Below are 15,120 nucleotides of genomic sequence, written 5' to 3' on the forward strand. Positions count from 1 at the left end.
TCTTCTTCACTCTGTTTCCCCCTTAAGTAGATCAGTTTTTTATATCAAAAGGCAATAGCCTGTTTGACCATTATTTGTTTGCGAGCAGCTTTTGTGCCCGCTCATCCTGAAGCCAGCAATCTACTCCGTGGCTATCCGAAAGGCTGGTCTGATCCGGATATACCCTATCACATACCGCCATCGCATATGGGCATCTTGCTGTGAACGGACATCCCACTGGCGGAGAAAACAAATCTGGCGGCGTACCACCAATAGGAATCAATTCCTCTCCTTCTACATCCAAACGCGGCACAGAGTTCAATAATCCTTTTGTATACGGGTGCTGTGGATTATAGAAGATTTCTCTTCTGGTACCTGTTTCGACGATCTTGCCGGCATACATGACGGCAATCCGGTCAGCCACTTGGGCAACTACGCCAAGATCATGCGTAATCAGAATGATCGATACACCTGTCTTCTTCTGAATATCCCTGAACAATTCCAGAATTTGTGCCTGGATGGTCACATCAAGTGCTGTTGTCGGCTCATCTGCAATTAAAACCTCCGGCTGGCATACTAGCGCCATCGCAATAACGATCCTTTGCCTCATGCCTCCACTGAACTGGTGAGGATATTGTTTCATCCGGACATGCGGACTGGGGATCCCGACAAGCGACAGCATATCAACCGCTACTGTTTTCGACTGCTCTTTAGTCAGCTTCATATGCTGCAGGATTCCTTCAGTAAGCTGGTCACCGATCGTCAAAGTTGGATTCAGTGCCGTCATCGGATCCTGAAAAATCATTGAAATATCCGAACCGCGTATTTTTCGCATTTCTGGATCTTTCAATTTTGTCAAGTCTTTCCCTTTATAAAGAATCGACCCACCGTCAAACTTCCCTGGCGGTTCTGGGATCAGTCTCATGATGCTTTGTGAAGTTACACTTTTACCGCATCCAGATTCTCCAACGATCGCCAGGGTTTCCCCCTTATGTAAATCAAAAGTGACACCGCGGACAGCTTTTACCTCGCCGCCATATGTCTTGAATGAAACATGAAGGTCATTTACTTCAAGTACTTTTTCCATGGTGCTTACCTCCTTAGCTTCGGATCAAGTGCATCCTGAAGCCCATCGCCTAACACATTAAATGAGAACATCGTCAAAGAGATGAAGAATGCCGGAAAAAACAGCCTCCACCAATCACCCGATAATATGACCGGCAATGCATCACTGGCCATTGAACCCCAGCTCGCAAGCGGTGCTTGGATTCCGAGACCAAGGAAGCTAAGGAATGCTTCAGCAAAGATTGCTGATGGAACGGAAAGAGTGATTTGGACGATGATCGGTCCCATCGTATTGGGAAGAAGATTTTTGCGGATGATCCGCGCTGCTTTTGTACCGAATGTCTTAGAAGCCAAAACATATTCATAATTCTTGATTTGCAATACCTGTCCGCGGACAATCCTTGCCATTCCTATCCATCCTGTTATCGTCAACGCAAAGATAATCGTTGCAAGGCTTGGTCCCATTACGACGCTGATTAGAATGACAACAAGCAAATACGGCAGTCCATAAAGGACCTCAATGACCCTCATCATGTAATGATCTGTCCTGCCGCCCTTATAGCCAGCGATACCGCCATAGATGACACCAATGAGAAAATCGATCAAGGCCGCTGCAATCCCAACGAACAAGGATATCCGTGCTCCGTACCACGTACGCGTGAATACATCGCGCCCCAGTTCATCGGTCCCAAACCAATGTTCACTCGATGGCGGGAGGTTCTGGTTGATTAAATCCTGATGGTCGACTGTATGTGGTGAAATGAGCGGCCCGAAAATAGCCATGAAGGTCAAACCTGATAAAAAAAACAATCCCATCATTGCCAGTTTGTTTTTCAGGAGGCGTCTCCAGGCATCCTGCCAATACGACAGGCTGGGCCTGACAACGGCTTCTGCTTCTGAGTCACTTTTTTCTATAGGAACAAACCAGTCATCGGGAATCGACGAATTTGACTGATGTTCCTGATGTTTTCGCAGAGCCATCATTTCCCCTCCTTTTTATGAAGTTTGATTCTTGGATCCAGGACTCCGTACGCCAGGTCAACCAGGAACAGCATCACGATCAGCACTGTGCTGTAAAAAATCGTTGTTCCCATAATGACAGGATAGTCACGCTGGTTGATGCTCTCGACAAAGTACTTGCCCATTCCCGGAATCGCAAAGATTTTTTCGATAACGAAGGTTCCTGTCAAAATGCTCGCCGCCAGTGATCCAAGAATCGTCACTACCGGAAGCAAAGCATTTTTTAACGCATGCTTGAAGACAATTTTTACAGGTGAAAGCCCTTTTGCTTTCGCTGTCCTGATATAATCCTGGGTCAAAACCTCCAGCATGCTCGCTCTCGTCAAACGGGCGATGATCGCCATGGGTCCGGTCGCAAGTGCCAATGTAGGCAGAATCATATGCTTCGGGCTGGTCCAGGTGGCGACGGGCAAGATCTGCCAGGTCACGGCAAGCTGCTGGATCAAAAGCGTCGCCATGACAAAGTTAGGAACGGAAATCCCGACCACTGCAATGGTCATTGCAAGATAATCGATAATGCCGTTATGCCGCAGGGCGGCGATGATTCCCAACAGAATACCTGAGAAGATAGCCACAATGAGCGTGACCATTCCCAGTTCAAACGAAACCGGGAACCCTCTGCCCAGCATTTCATTTACGGTTTGAGAAGATTTTTTAATAGATGGTCCAAAATTGAAAGTAACAACCGATTTTAAATACAAGAAATATTGGACATAAAGCGGTTCATCCAAATGATAAAAACTCTCGAGGTTTTTTTGTACTGCCTCGCTTGTCGCCCGCTCCTCGTTAAAAGGCGAACCAGGTATGGAGTGCATTAAGAAAAAGGTCAATGTAATGATGACTAATAAAGTCAACGCCATAGAGCCCAGCCGTTTGATTATGTATTGCAGCATTAACTCACTTCCTTATCATGTCTTCATGTCAGCAAATATCTTTGACGGTTTTAATAAAAGCTCGACCATCAGGCATAGAGAAAATACTGCTTACGAAAAACTTGTTCTCATGGCTAATTCTGTCATCACAAGCATCGCTTGATAGGCTTCTAGAATATCCTTAGCCTGGAAACGGACAATGGTCGTTCCCTCTTCTAATTCTGTTCCCGGCATCAGATTTGCCCACTCTGCCTGCCCAAAGTTAGCGAATTCGATTCGCAAAACCGGATTTTCCGGAGGAGTAAGCGGTTTCACTTTTTCGATGTTTTGAATAGCCTGGGCTGTCTTCTCAGCAAGAAGTTCCCCAGCTTTGACAGGTGTCAATGTTTTTGCCGCAGATCTCGAAATCGATTCCTTTACAACGGCAGTGGTGATATTGGGAATCAATGCTTCTGCTTCCCTTGCTGCTCCATCATCGCCAGCCACCATGATCACTGGAACCCCAAAATAACCTGCTACGTATGCATTGAATCCGAGTTCCCCGATTTGAACATCGTTAATCCACATATGGCGGACACCGAATATCATGGAATGTGACATTACGCCGCTCATTGAAGCTCTAGCGTGATAACCGACAAACACGGCCCCTTTAAAACTTTCATCCAATCCCTGAACCATTGAAAACGGTTTTACATCACCAGTGATCAACTGGGTTTCAGGATGAAGGTCTTCAATCAAAAGGTTATTCATTTTGGAATGACTATCATTGACGATGACTTCCTCGCAACCGCTTTCAAAAGCCTTTGTGATCACATGATTCGCTTCCTGAGTCATGATTTTTCGGCTGCGTTCGTAATTGTGTTTTGATGAATCCACATGGGTATGGTCAACCAATCCGGTGATCCCTTCCATGTCCACTGATAGGTACAATTTCATTTTCAACCAACTTTCTATAAATAAATAATTATCTTAAAATTATAAATAATAAATCTACCAACCGCAACCTTTTCTCCTATAAATTTCTGTATTTACAAAGAAATAGTAGTTTTGTCACTTAGAGTAAATATGCGTAAAAAACTATCTTAATAATAATAATTTCGGGGCTTCCGGTTAGTGAATAGGGATAAAAACTGAATAATGAATTAGTATTTTATAAAGCTTTGGGTTCCGAAACAGTTTTTTCAAAATAATGGTATGAAGAAGTAAGAAAAAGGAGCGCCAGAAATTGGCACTCCTACCCTCTCATATTTTCTTGTTCCATCAGTTCAAGGAAATGAGTCAGCACCCGTGCTGTCAAGCCCCAGATCACCTTGCCATTTGCTCGATAAAAATATTCATCCATTGACCTGGTCTGCCAATTGTAATTCTCTCCCCCGATAATTAAGTCAAACGGAAAGCCATCCTCAGGTTCCACCTGGAAATTGATCTTATAAGTAGCTGGCTGATTCTTTTTGAAAAAAGCCAGTGGAACAGTGAAGACCTCTCCTACCTCCGCTTCATTCGGCTTGATTGCTCCCGGGTTTTTTATCGTTCCAACAAACGGGTAGATGATGGTACCAAAAGCCGACACCATAAAATCCAATGGAATCATATTGGTGATTTCGCTCTCTTTAATGCCCAGTTCCTCTGAAGTTTCCCTTGCAGCAGCCTTTTTAGGGTCCTCACCCTTTTCGATCCTGCCGCCGGGAAAGCAAATCTCACCAGGCTGCCTTCTAAGTGTAAGTGCCCGTACTTCAAAGAGGATATGAACCTCATTATTGACCTCCACTAACGGCAGCAGCACGGCGAATTTCATAAATTGTTCATGTCCCAATATTGAGGGTGTACGCCCCAATAAAGCTTCTGATATTTGTTGAATTTTCATTATTGGACATCCACTCTCCCCCGAATAAGTATGTGTCTTCATTGTATTATGAAAAACCATTGAAAATAAAGGAAACGGCTCTTGTTATTTAACAGAGAAGAAGCCTCTTTAAATTATGTATATGAGATCTGTGGGTTTGAAAACCTCCATTGGTGATCTGAACCTTCATATGTCGGAAAAACAGGTCACTAATAAACACAATTGGAGACACGAATCTCTATATAATGGAAAAACAAGACAGCAATAAGCTCCATTGGTGACCTGAATCCCCATATAATGGATAAATGAGGCTCCAATAAGCTTCATTGGGTACCCATATCTCCACATACTGGAAAAACAAGTCACCAATAAGCTCCATTGGTGACCTAAATCCCCATATAATGGATAAATGAGGCTCCAATAAGCTTCATGGGGTACCCATATCTCCACATACTGGAAAAACAAGACACCGCTATGCTCCATTGGTGACCTGAATCCCCATATAATGGATAAATGAGGCTCCAATAAGCTTCATTGGGTACCCATATCTCCACATACTGGAAAAACAAGTCACCAATAAGCTCCATTGGTGACCTAAATCCCCATATAATGGATAAATGAGGCTCCAATAAGCTTCATTGGGTACCGAAATCTCCATATTCTCAAAAAAGAGGTAATCAATAAGCTCTATTGGTGTTATGAATCTCCTCTTACTTGGAAAAACGAGACTCCAAAACCCCTCATTGGCTGCCTAAATTCCCCCATACTAGAAAAAACGGGCACCAATAATCCAACTCACTCATATACCCATGCAAATTAAAAGACAGCGACAATTTGCCGCTGTCTTTAAGTCGATGATCAACCTGTTGATCGTCCTTTGATTGCTTTGTATGCAATCAATATGATACCAATAACGAGGAGGATGTGTATGATTCCGCCGGCTACCTTGAAAATCAGCCCCAGTACCCAGAGCACTAGCAATATTCCCGCTATTGTCCATAACATTGGCAAACAACTCCTTCCCTGCTGTTGTCTTGGTTAAAGTTTACCCTCCTGATAATTTACTTAAACAAGCTGCTCTCTAACTTGAGACATGACAAATATTTGATAACATAGGTGTCGTTGTGTAAAACTTAAACTATTCATTCAAGACAGGAGAAATTCACATGGGACCATACAAGATTTTATTTTTGGATATAGACGGAACGATCTTAACACCTGATGACACAATTGAGGATTCTACCAGGAGAGCCATTAAGGAAATGAAGAAACAAAATATAGAGGTTGTATTGGCTACAGGACGCCCGCTCCACGAAATATCGGACCTTGCAGAAGAACTCCAAATCACTTCTTTTATCGGATATAACGGTGCGTTGGGGATATATGAAGGTGAGACCACTTTTTCAGAACCAATGAACCCTGAGGATGTAAAGTACATACTGGACGTTGCCATAGCTAATGGCCACGAGGTTGTATTTTATACGAATTCAAAAAATTACTTTACCAGCCTGGAAACGGAGGCGGTACAAGCCTTTCAAAAACAATTTCATTTGCGCCAAAATGATATTTTTACCGAGGATGCCATTGGAAATGTTCTAGGAATGACAATCATCACTACCGGAAACAAAAGTGACTCACTTTACCAGTTCAATAATGGAATCCATTTATCACAAGTGAACATCGAGGGGATGCAGCATTGTTTCGATGTCATTCGAGATCATGTGAACAAGGGGATTGGCGTGGAATTTCTTCTGAAAAAGCTGGGTATAAAACGTGAGGAATCGATTGCTTTTGGAGACGGAATGAATGATAAGGAAATGCTGGCCTATGCAGGAGAAGGATTTGCGATGGGAAATGCACATCGGGATCTGTTTCAGCATGCAAAACATAAAACGACCTCTGTCACTGATTCGGGAATCTATAAAGGTTTGAAGTCACTTGGGTTGATTGAATACTAGCCCCAAAACCAAACCAGCAACATAAAAATGGAACCTCAACTTAAGAGGTTCCATTTTGTGTTTACCTTGCGGCCCTTTTCTTAGCGCTTGCTTTTGAAAATTGATCTTCGGGCTGCTCAGCTTGCTTTTTAATGGCATCTTTATAGCTCATCCAATAAATCAAAGCCACAAACACACCTCCGCCTACTGCGTTGCCCAAGTATACTGGTACAAAGTTTGTGAAGTATTCACTCCAGCTATAATATCCCGCAAAAATTGCTGCCGGAATGACAAACATGTTTGCAACAACGTGTTGGAATCCAATGGCGACGAAGCCCATAATCGGGAACCAGATCGCCAAAATCTTCCCGGTCATGTCGGATGCACCATATGATAGCCATACTGCAAGACCAACAAGCCAGTTACAGCCAATGCCAGAAATAAAAGCTGCCCAAAAGCCAGCATCCAGTTTTGCTCCTGCTACAGCGACCGTCTTGTCAAGATAAACACCTGTCTCGGTCAAACCGACAATATGGCCAAAAAAATAGGCTACAAAAAGAGCACCTACAAAATTGCTTAAAGTAATCCAGAACCAGTTTTTCAATAGCATACTCATCTTCACTTTCTTCGCGAGACTGGCCATCGAAATGGCTGTCATATTCCCCGTAAGCAGTTCTCCTCCGGCAAGAAGGATCAAGATCAGCCCTAAAGGAAAAACCGAGGCACCCAGGAATGTTCCGAATGTCCCCCATTCATGCGGCAGGTTCGCGATCACCCTGATGTCCAAAAGATAGCCAATAGCGATAAAAGCTCCTCCGAGAAATCCTAATGCAAGCATATTCTTCACGGGCATAGCAGCCTTGTATGTGCCAGAGTCAATAGTCACTTGTGCGATTTCCTGGGGTTTACGAAATGCCAATTTCATTCCTCCTGTCCATTAGATGCATTATTTCCTCTTGACAATTGAACATTTCTTTAATGGATTAATTCCCCTTTGTCCAACAAAAAAACAGTGTTTGAATATTTTTTGACATTTTTTATAAATAAACATATCATATTGATATATCAAAACGATATATATAATATATAATCATTAAGGAGCGTTGAACATGTCAATTGAACATTCCATCCTTGCAGTCATCAGTTTCCGTCCAAGTACCGGTTATGATATCAAGTCCGAATTTGAGCATAAAGCAGCGGGTCTATTCTGGGGCATGAGTTATGGCAGTCTTTATCCAAAACTTAAAAAACTTGAAGAAGAGGGATTCATCACCACCATTGAATTAGAGACAGGAGGCCGGAAGAAAAAACTCTATGAGCTGACTGGCAAAGGCTGGACTGAATTGGAAAGCTGGCTTGCCAGAAAGCCTGAACCACCAGCCATAAAGGATGAATTATTCATGAAGATGGCAGCCTGGCATAACGAAATGGATCTGAAAATCCTGGCTGAACATCTTAAAGAAAGAGCAAAGGATTCACAGGAAATCCTTAATTTCGTCAAAGAATGGAAGCAAAACAATACCTCGTATATTAACAGTGTCGGAATGCTTGCTATGAGATTTGCCGAGTTAAAACTTGAGGCTGAGCTTACCTGGATAAAAGAATCGCTCTCCTTCCTTGAAAATGATGAGCTGCCTGAAGGCCAAGATCCAAAGAAGCTTGGAGAAAAACAAATGGAACGAAGAAACACTGCGCTGAAAAAAGGCCATTAGGAGGACCGAATATATGGAGGCTGGTATCTTTAAACCGCTGAAGAACAAAGCATATCGTTCACTTTTTGGGGCACAGGTGTTTTCAGATTTGGGAAATTGGCTGGATTTTATCGCGATACAGGTGATCGTTGCCTACCATTGGGGTCTTGGCGAAGCTGCAATTGCTTCGGTAATCATCATCATGGGAATTCCCTGGGTTATCATCGGCCCGCTAGCCAGTGTTTTTGTTGACAGACTTCCCCAGAAGATATTGATGATCACTTGTTTATTACTTAGAGTCCTGTTTGTTGCTGGTATGTTTTTCGCGCCGAATCTTTATGTAATGTTGTTGTTTGTATTTCTGAAGTCCACTGTCGCAGCTCTCTATGATCCTGCAAGACAGAGCGCAATCAGGCATACCGTCTCTGAGGAAGATTTGCCCGAAGCTGTGACTCTAAGTCAGCTATCAGTCAATACGATGAAAATCGTCGGTCCTGCCCTTGGCGGTGGTTTGATTGCCCTATACGGGGTCAGGAGTCCCTTTATCTTTGAAGCAGCAGGCTTTCTGATCGCAGTTGTAATATTGATGGCCTTGCCAAAAATCGAGTCGGAATCTTCTGCCAAAAAACAAGAAAGTTCTTATCTGGACGATCTCAAAGAAGGCGTCAGGCACATCTTCTCTGCCAGGATATTAAAGGCAGCAATCATCCTTTCCTCCATTGCCTTCTTCATTATTTTTCTCTATGATGGTTTGTTTGTCTTTGTCGCACAAAATCTTGGTTTTGCTGGAGAAGAATTCGGTTTGCTTGTCAGTTCTGTTGGTTTCGGCAGCGTTGTCGGAGCCCTTCTCCTCGGTCGATTTACAAGCTGGAAAAATAAGCCCATCCAGCAGATGGCTTTGGCTTCTGTCATGAGCGGCATTCTCATCCTTCTTATTGGAGTAGGTGTGTACGGTGTTTTCGAACTTCCGAAGATTTTATGGATGGCTGGTGCATTCCTGCTTGGGATCCTTGCTGCTGCTGAAGGTGTTCCATATGGATATGTACTGCAATCAGAAACGCCTAAGAATATCATGGGCAGGGTTTCTTCTGCTGCAGCTTCCTTGCAAACATTCTCGATGCTCGTCGCTCCGGCTGCAGGAGCGATGTTGGCTAAATGGATTGGTGTATCAGGGGTGCTGGCAGGTGCTGGTATAGCAACCTTTTTCCTTGGCACAATTGCTTTAGCAATCAATTTGAGAAAAAACGTTGAAGCAAAGAGTATTGGAGCATAGACAAAACGAGCCGTTGTCAGCATGACAACGGCTCGTTAAAATTCAATCTTTATTCAGCAACTCTTCCCCTGCTATCCCGGGATTCGTCATTTCATATGGGTTCAGGATCAGATCCAGTTCTTCCTCTGTCAGAACATCATATGCCAGACATAGCTCTCTTACCGATTTTCCGGTGAGGATGGCTTCCCTTGCGATTCGTGATACCGCTTCATACCCGAGATGGGGATTAACAGCTGTGATAATGCCAACGCTTCTTTCTACATCCTTTTCCAGCTTTTCCTTATTTGCTTCGATTCCAACAAGACAATGATCTGTAAATACCTTAAAACCATTATTCATGATGCTGATCGATTGGATCAGATTGAAAACGAGAACAGGTTCCATGACATTAAGCTCAAGCTGGCCTGCTTCGGAAGCAAGACAGATTGTATGATCATTCCCAATGACCTGGAATGCGACCTGGTTGATGACTTCAGGCATGACCGGATTCACTTTCCCCGGCATGATCGAAGAACCCGGCTGCCTGGATGGCAAGAAAATTTCATTAAAGCCGACCCTGGGTCCAGAAGCCATCAATCGTAAATCATTGGCGATTTTTGACATATTCATCATACAAACCTTCAATGCCGCTGAAACCGTTGTATATGCGTCTGTGTTCTGAGTGGCATCGACTAGATGATCAGCATTCATCAATGGATATCCGCTGATTTCAGAAAGGTGGCGGACAACATTCTTGATGTACTTTGGATTGGCATTAAGGCCTGTACCAACAGCTGTGGCGCCCATGTTCACCTCGAATAAGTGGCCGCGTGTATGCTTGATTCTTTCAATATCGCGTTCCACTACTCGGGTATAGGCTTCGAATTCCTGGCCGAGGCGAATCGGCACAGCGTCCTGCAGATGAGTCCTGCCCATCTTGATCACACTATCAAATTCTCTTGATTTCTGTGAAAAAACATCGCGCATGATGTTCATGGTGTCTAAAAGCTTGTCCAACAGGGACAAAACGGATAAGTGGATTGCAGTAGGGAAAGCATCATTTGTTGATTGCGCCATATTTACATGAGAGTTCGGACTCAGAGTAAAATAGTCCCCTTTATTCTCCCCCAGCAATTCCAAAGCACGGTTCGCAATGACCTCATTCGTATTCATATTGATAGAAGTCCCGGCACCACCCTGAATCGGATCAACGATGAATTGGTCATGCCACTGACCCTGGATGATTTCATCAGCAGCTTTTACGATTACCTCACCCAGTCCGCCGTACAGCCTGCCCGTTTCCATATTGGCTAATGCCGCTGCTTTTTTTACCATGGCCATTGCCTTAATTAATTCACTATGTATTCTGTATCCGGTAATCGGGAAATTTTCCACTGCTCTTAATGTCTGGATGCCATAATATGCATCTGCCAATACTTCCTTTGTTCCAAGGAAATCTTTTTCTATCCTGACTTTTACTTCAGTCATTTCCTACCCCTCCAAAAAGCTTCAGATTTAGATTAAGTATATAGGGCAACAATTTCCGACAATTTTTTAATACATTTATCCCCCTCAGTCTAAACATTGCGCTTACATGACTATTGTAAATCAAAATCAGGAATTCATCACCACAAAACAAACTTTTTCTTGGATATCCAATGCGAACTCTGTACCTTTTCTGGAAGTTATGCAGAAATCCCACTAGTTTTGATAGCTTTTGTCATCATGCAGGAAAACAGGAATACATTTGCTGAATTGTAATAGGACATCGATTTTTCCATAAAACAATACAGAAAGGAATGTGCATGATGACTGACACTCAATTCATGAAGGCATATACAATTAAAGAGGTGTCCAAGAAAATTAATGTTCCGTCCGGTACCATCAGACAATGGGAAAAGGACCTGTCCGGCCTGCTCGTTGTTCCAAGAACGAAGCAGGGAGCAAGATTCTATACGGATGTTGAAATAGATCAACTGATGAAAGTAAAACAGATGAGGGATAAAAATCTCAGCAAAGACATGATTAGGGACCTTCTGCAGCATCATATGGAGACAAGCCAGGTTCCCGATCAGCAATACAATCCCAATAGCCTTACAGTTCATCAGCCTGAATCGCCTGGCACTTCCCTCTCTGACAGCCAAAGTGAATACGAAGCGTTCATGAAAGCAATGGAACAATATAAAGAATCCTTGATTGAAGAACTCAAAGCAGAGATCAGGAATGGCATTAGAAAGGAAGTACTTGAAGAGGTGAAAAAGGAAATCTCCAAAGGGACTCTCACTACAGTAAAATCCCTGTCTGATTCCATTTATAAAACCGGTGAACGAACAAATGAGCATATAATGGTGCTTTCAGAAACAGTGAACAGGACTTCAGAAGAAAGTTCCGAAGTACTCGGAACCATTTCTTCCGAGCTTACGAATGTTTCGAAAGGCACTTCCGAGATCAATACCAATCTTGTGAAGGTTTCAAAGGGTACGAACGAAATGTTCAGCAAATTATCAGAAAGGGTTTCGAAAGCTTCACAAGGTACTTCCGAAAAAATAACCCAGTTATCTGACAGTATCCAGAAGAGTTCAAAAGGTACAAGTGATAAAATCACCAAACTGACTGAGAGTGTTGCGAAGGTTTCAAAGGGTACTTCTGAAAAAATAAACGCACTTACCGGAAGCATTTCGAATGTTTCAAAAGGCACCTCCGAACGAATCGCGTCACTGACATCCAATATGACTAAAACGTATAAAGGAACGAATGAGAAAATCATAAAATTGGCGAGTACAGTTGATCAGCTATCCTCTGGCACTAACAGGGACCTATCCATTCTGGCAAAACGTCTGAATGAGACAACCGAAACGGTCTCCGAGGAGTTCAAAATTCTTGCCGATTATGTTTCTAACAGCCGGGAAACTACAAATCAGGAGTTGGCAAACCTGAATCAAGTCATCAATCAAGAACGTGAATATCTTGTCCGTACCCTTCAAAACGAACGAGAGGAATTAAGGCGGGAAATCAGAAACCGAGATGAAATGTTCAAAGATATGGTTGACAGTTTCAGGGAAACAGCCGCTTCAAAACAGGCAAAACGAAATTGGTGGAAGGTCTGGAAGTAGCTTCAGCATATAACCAGGCAATTTGTAAATAATAGTTACACTAGAACAGGATTCAAGCAAAAGAAAATCACACATCTAAAGGATATGAATCTGGAGGGGTAACTAGTGGGCCGTATAAATCGATGGCTGGGAATGATAGCTTTGGTCATATACTTACCGTGGGGTCAGTCTCCACAGGCAGCCAGTCCCTCAATTACGGAAATGAAGGATATTAATATCTCACACCGTGGAGCTTCTGGCCATGCCCCTGAGCATACTTTCCCTTCCTACGAATTAGGAATGGCATTGAATGGTGATTACATTGAAATCGATCTGCAAATGACCAGGGACGGTGAATTGATCGCCCTTCATGATGAAACGATTGACCGGACTACTGGCAAGAAGGGACTGGTTAAAGACTTAACATTAGAAGAAATCAAGCGTCTTGACGCAGGCAGCTGGTTCAATGAAGCTTTTCCCGATAAAGCGAAAACTGAATTTAAGGGGCTTCAGATCCCAACGCTACGAGAAGTCCTTGACCAGTTCGGCTCTGATTCAAAGCTTTTTATCGAAACAAAATCTCCGGATGTCTATCCTGGTATGGAAGATAAGCTTCTCGATGTTCTGAATGAGTATCAACTGATTGGTGCTGGAAGTGAAGCTGATAACGTGATCATCCAGTCATTCAGTGCCGAAAGCCTGAGGAAAATCCATGCCATGAATGAATCGATTCCTTTAATCCAATTACTATCCTATTATGCTCCAGCTACTATTACAGATAGTGAAATCAAGAAACTGAAAGAATATGCTGTAGGTGTTGGGTTGCATTTCACAGCGGCCAATCCTGCGTATATAAAAAGGATTTCAGACTCTGGATTACTGATTTTTCCTTATACAGTCAATGAAAAGGAAGATATGGAAATGCTTCTCGATTGGGGTGTGAATGGCATGTTCACTAATTATCCTGACCGGCTGGACGAAGTCATCCGGGGAAGAATCGAAAAAAGGATGATCCATTCATGAAGTGTAGAAAAAGCTGCCAAAGGGCAGCTTTTTCAATCCCTAATATAATCTATTTTTATACCCATCTTCCAATCTATCTTTTATTTCGGCAACTGTCGTGCCAGGCAACTTGGAGTGGGCAGCCAGTATTTCAGCGCCAGAGGGCAATGTAGATGGATCTGCCCAGCTTTCAGGAATCCATAATTCAGATCGTCTTAATGCTTTTCCGCACTGTATGAAACATTCCTCCACCTCTATTACTATTCCTAATAGAGGATTTTTCCCTCCTGCTGCCATCCTTCCTAACAATTCAGGATCAAGAGTAAGGCTTGCCCTACCATTAATTCTTAAAGTTTCTGACATACCAGGGATAAGAAATAGTAGGCCAACTTGAGGATTCGATAGAATATTTTTCAGTGAATCCATTCTTTTGTTACCAGGACGGTCTGGTATCACGATCCTATTTTCATCCAGAATCAGCACAAAACCTGGAGAATCTCCTCTGGGTGAGGCATCACTGAAGCCGTCTTTATCAGATGTGGACAAAATTAAAAACGGTGATTTTGCTATGTAGTTGCGGCTATGCTCGTCAACATAAGAAATGACCTTGCGCTTTGCCAGCTCACTTGGCTCCCCGAATCGTTCCCTTAATTCCTCAAAGCTTTTGATCGTATGATCCAATTCCCTCATCTCCCGTTTTCAGTTTATGTAAATCCATACCACTACATTATAATAAAATTATAACTAATTTTTTTAAGCCATCCTTAGAATCATCGTACTTTGCTTAGGCATTAATTTTTCCTCTGCAACTAATCTTCCGCCCTTTTTCTCCCCAAATTTAAACCAGTATATGGATTCTATTTAAAACACAAGGGTATATTAATTAACATCTAAATATAGAGTTGGAGGTATAAAAATGAACAATGCCGTTAACCATTTTCTTGCAAAAGCAAGAAACACTTTGAACCAAGCGTATAGCCATGCGAAGGAAACCCTCTATTCAATCACCTCTACACCATCAGCTTCTGTACAGCAGATTGCAGATTATGTCATGAATCATCCTGACGTTAAAGTGACCAGTAAACACTATTTGGGGGTTACTTTGTCATTCTATGAGCTTGAGCAAGGACAAATGAAGTACTATCTAGAAACAAATGGCCCTAAGATTCTACAGCTAGATGTTCATTCAAACTTTCACAGTGTCATCGCTTACCGTTCATACAGGGATCATCTATCATTAAATACCCCGGTCAAATTTCCGGATTTGAACCAAACTCAATGATCGTAAAAAAGGATTCCTTGCAAATTTTGTAACTGGTTCTGGTCTTAAGCGCAAATGATAATTAGCAGGCAATTTGGCAAGAAAA

At 42.8% G+C, this 15,120-nt stretch carries 15 protein-coding genes; 6 read left to right on the top strand and 9 right to left on the bottom strand.

Annotated features, from left to right (window positions below):
• Positions 1-70: 70 nt before the first annotated feature.
• From J7E38_RS18050 to J7E38_RS18075, 6 genes are all read right to left on the bottom strand, one after another.
• Complete coding sequence (locus tag J7E38_RS18050) at positions 71-1,066, bottom strand: ABC transporter ATP-binding protein (RefSeq protein ID WP_214708491.1); 996 nt, start codon at positions 1,064-1,066, stop codon at positions 71-73.
• Positions 1,067-1,071: 5 nt separating this feature from the next.
• Positions 1,072-2,025: an ABC transporter permease gene (locus tag J7E38_RS18055; RefSeq protein ID WP_215038784.1), complete on the bottom strand. Its 954-nt coding sequence runs from the start codon at positions 2,023-2,025 to the stop codon at positions 1,072-1,074.
• Positions 2,025-2,957 carry an ABC transporter permease gene (locus J7E38_RS18060; protein WP_214708495.1) on the bottom strand — a complete coding sequence of 311 codons (933 nt, stop codon included), beginning with the start codon at positions 2,955-2,957 and terminating at the stop codon, positions 2,025-2,027. Before J7E38_RS18060 ends, J7E38_RS18055 begins: the two co-directional genes overlap by 1 nt.
• 90 nt (positions 2,958-3,047) lie before the next feature.
• On the bottom strand, positions 3,048-3,872 hold the full coding sequence (locus J7E38_RS18065) for a M55 family metallopeptidase (protein ID WP_214708497.1): 825 nt from the start codon (positions 3,870-3,872) through the stop codon (positions 3,048-3,050).
• A gap of 298 nt (positions 3,873-4,170) precedes the next feature.
• Entirely contained in the window at positions 4,171-4,800 is a 630-nt protein-coding gene (locus tag J7E38_RS18070) for an NUDIX hydrolase (RefSeq protein ID WP_214708499.1), read from the bottom strand.
• Between the two features lie 837 nt (positions 4,801-5,637).
• On the bottom strand, positions 5,638-5,784 hold the full coding sequence (locus tag J7E38_RS18075) for a lmo0937 family membrane protein (protein ID WP_128721568.1): 147 nt from the start codon (positions 5,782-5,784) through the stop codon (positions 5,638-5,640).
• Between the two features lie 161 nt (positions 5,785-5,945).
• Here J7E38_RS18075 and J7E38_RS18080 point away from each other — a divergent pair, with 161 nt between their 5' ends.
• Complete coding sequence (locus J7E38_RS18080; RefSeq protein WP_214708501.1) at positions 5,946-6,737, top strand: HAD family hydrolase; 792 nt, start codon at positions 5,946-5,948, stop codon at positions 6,735-6,737.
• Between the two features lie 61 nt (positions 6,738-6,798).
• Here the strand turns inward: J7E38_RS18080 and J7E38_RS18085 are convergent, their stop codons facing one another.
• The gene (locus J7E38_RS18085; RefSeq protein ID WP_214708503.1) at positions 6,799-7,635 is read right to left on the bottom strand and encodes a formate/nitrite transporter family protein; all 837 of its coding nucleotides are present in this window, start codon (positions 7,633-7,635) and stop codon (positions 6,799-6,801) included.
• Between the two features lie 190 nt (positions 7,636-7,825).
• On the opposite strand from J7E38_RS18085, the gene J7E38_RS18090 reads away from it, so the two are divergent.
• Both J7E38_RS18090 and J7E38_RS18095 read left to right on the top strand, forming a co-directional pair.
• Positions 7,826-8,428 (top strand): PadR family transcriptional regulator, encoded by a 603-nt coding sequence (locus J7E38_RS18090; RefSeq protein WP_214708505.1) that lies wholly within the window; start codon positions 7,826-7,828, stop codon positions 8,426-8,428.
• A 13-nt stretch (positions 8,429-8,441) separates the two neighbouring features.
• A complete protein-coding gene (locus J7E38_RS18095; protein WP_214708507.1) occupies positions 8,442-9,680 on the top strand; it encodes an MFS transporter in 1,239 nt (412 codons plus the stop codon).
• Between the two features lie 42 nt (positions 9,681-9,722).
• Here J7E38_RS18095 and aspA read toward each other — a convergent pair whose 3' ends face one another.
• Entirely contained in the window at positions 9,723-11,147 is a 1,425-nt protein-coding gene (gene aspA / locus J7E38_RS18100) for an aspartate ammonia-lyase (protein ID WP_214708509.1), read from the bottom strand.
• A gap of 320 nt (positions 11,148-11,467) precedes the next feature.
• Between aspA and J7E38_RS18105 the strand changes: the two genes are divergently transcribed.
• Entirely contained in the window at positions 11,468-12,772 is a 1,305-nt protein-coding gene (locus tag J7E38_RS18105; RefSeq protein WP_215038786.1) for a MerR family transcriptional regulator, read from the top strand.
• A gap of 132 nt (positions 12,773-12,904) precedes the next feature.
• Entirely contained in the window at positions 12,905-13,774 is an 870-nt protein-coding gene (locus J7E38_RS18110; protein ID WP_215038805.1) for a glycerophosphodiester phosphodiesterase, read from the top strand.
• A gap of 39 nt (positions 13,775-13,813) precedes the next feature.
• Here J7E38_RS18110 and J7E38_RS18115 read toward each other — a convergent pair whose 3' ends face one another.
• Positions 13,814-14,443 (bottom strand): pyridoxamine 5'-phosphate oxidase family protein, encoded by a 630-nt coding sequence (locus tag J7E38_RS18115; protein WP_215038788.1) that lies wholly within the window; start codon positions 14,441-14,443, stop codon positions 13,814-13,816.
• 226 nt (positions 14,444-14,669) lie between these two features.
• Between J7E38_RS18115 and J7E38_RS18120 the strand changes: the two genes are divergently transcribed.
• The gene (locus J7E38_RS18120; protein WP_214708513.1) at positions 14,670-15,035 is read left to right on the top strand and encodes a hypothetical protein; all 366 of its coding nucleotides are present in this window, start codon (positions 14,670-14,672) and stop codon (positions 15,033-15,035) included.
• The last annotated feature ends 85 nt before the right edge of the window (positions 15,036-15,120 follow it).

Source organism: Bacillus sp. ISL-35 (assembly GCF_018613355.1).
Taxonomy (GTDB): Bacteria; Bacillota; Bacilli; order Bacillales; family Cytobacillaceae; genus Mesobacillus.